The organism is Terrabacter sp. 2RAF25 (assembly GCF_052115265.1).
Lineage (GTDB): Bacteria > Actinomycetota > Actinomycetes > Actinomycetales > Dermatophilaceae > Terrabacter.
Genome location: NZ_JBFRGJ010000068.1, coordinates 1 through 389 on the forward strand (window position 1 = coordinate 1; position 389 = coordinate 389).

A 389-nucleotide genomic window follows, 5' to 3' on the forward strand; every position below is an offset into this window, starting at 1 on the left:
CAGAAAGGCGAGGTCGTCCTGCACGACTACTGGCGGTCGTCAGCGTCCTACCGGGTGCGGATCGCACTGGGGCTGAAAGGCGTCGCTTACCGGCGGACGACGGTCGATCTAGTCGCTGGCGGCCAGCAGGCGTCCCGCCACCTCGCCGTCAATCCGCAGGGGCTGGTTCCGGTGCTGGAGATCGACGGGCTGGTGCTGACCCAGTCGCTGGCGATCTTGGAATATCTCGAGGAAACCCGCCCTGCTGCCCCCCTGCTGCCGGCCGCTCCCGCCGCCCGCGCCCGTGTCCGGGCCATCGCGCTGGCCGTGGCCTGCGACATCCACCCGGTGTCGAATCTTTCCGTCCTGAAGCGGGTCGAGGATCTCGCCGGACCCGAGGCCCGCGCGGA

Annotated in this window: 1 protein-coding gene; it reads left to right on the plus strand. The window is 69.9% G+C overall.

The window, feature by feature from the left end:
* Nucleotides 1-389, plus strand: a 389-nt coding sequence (locus AB4091_RS21980; RefSeq protein ID WP_442295059.1) for a glutathione S-transferase N-terminal domain-containing protein, incomplete at both ends; no start/stop codon positions are given.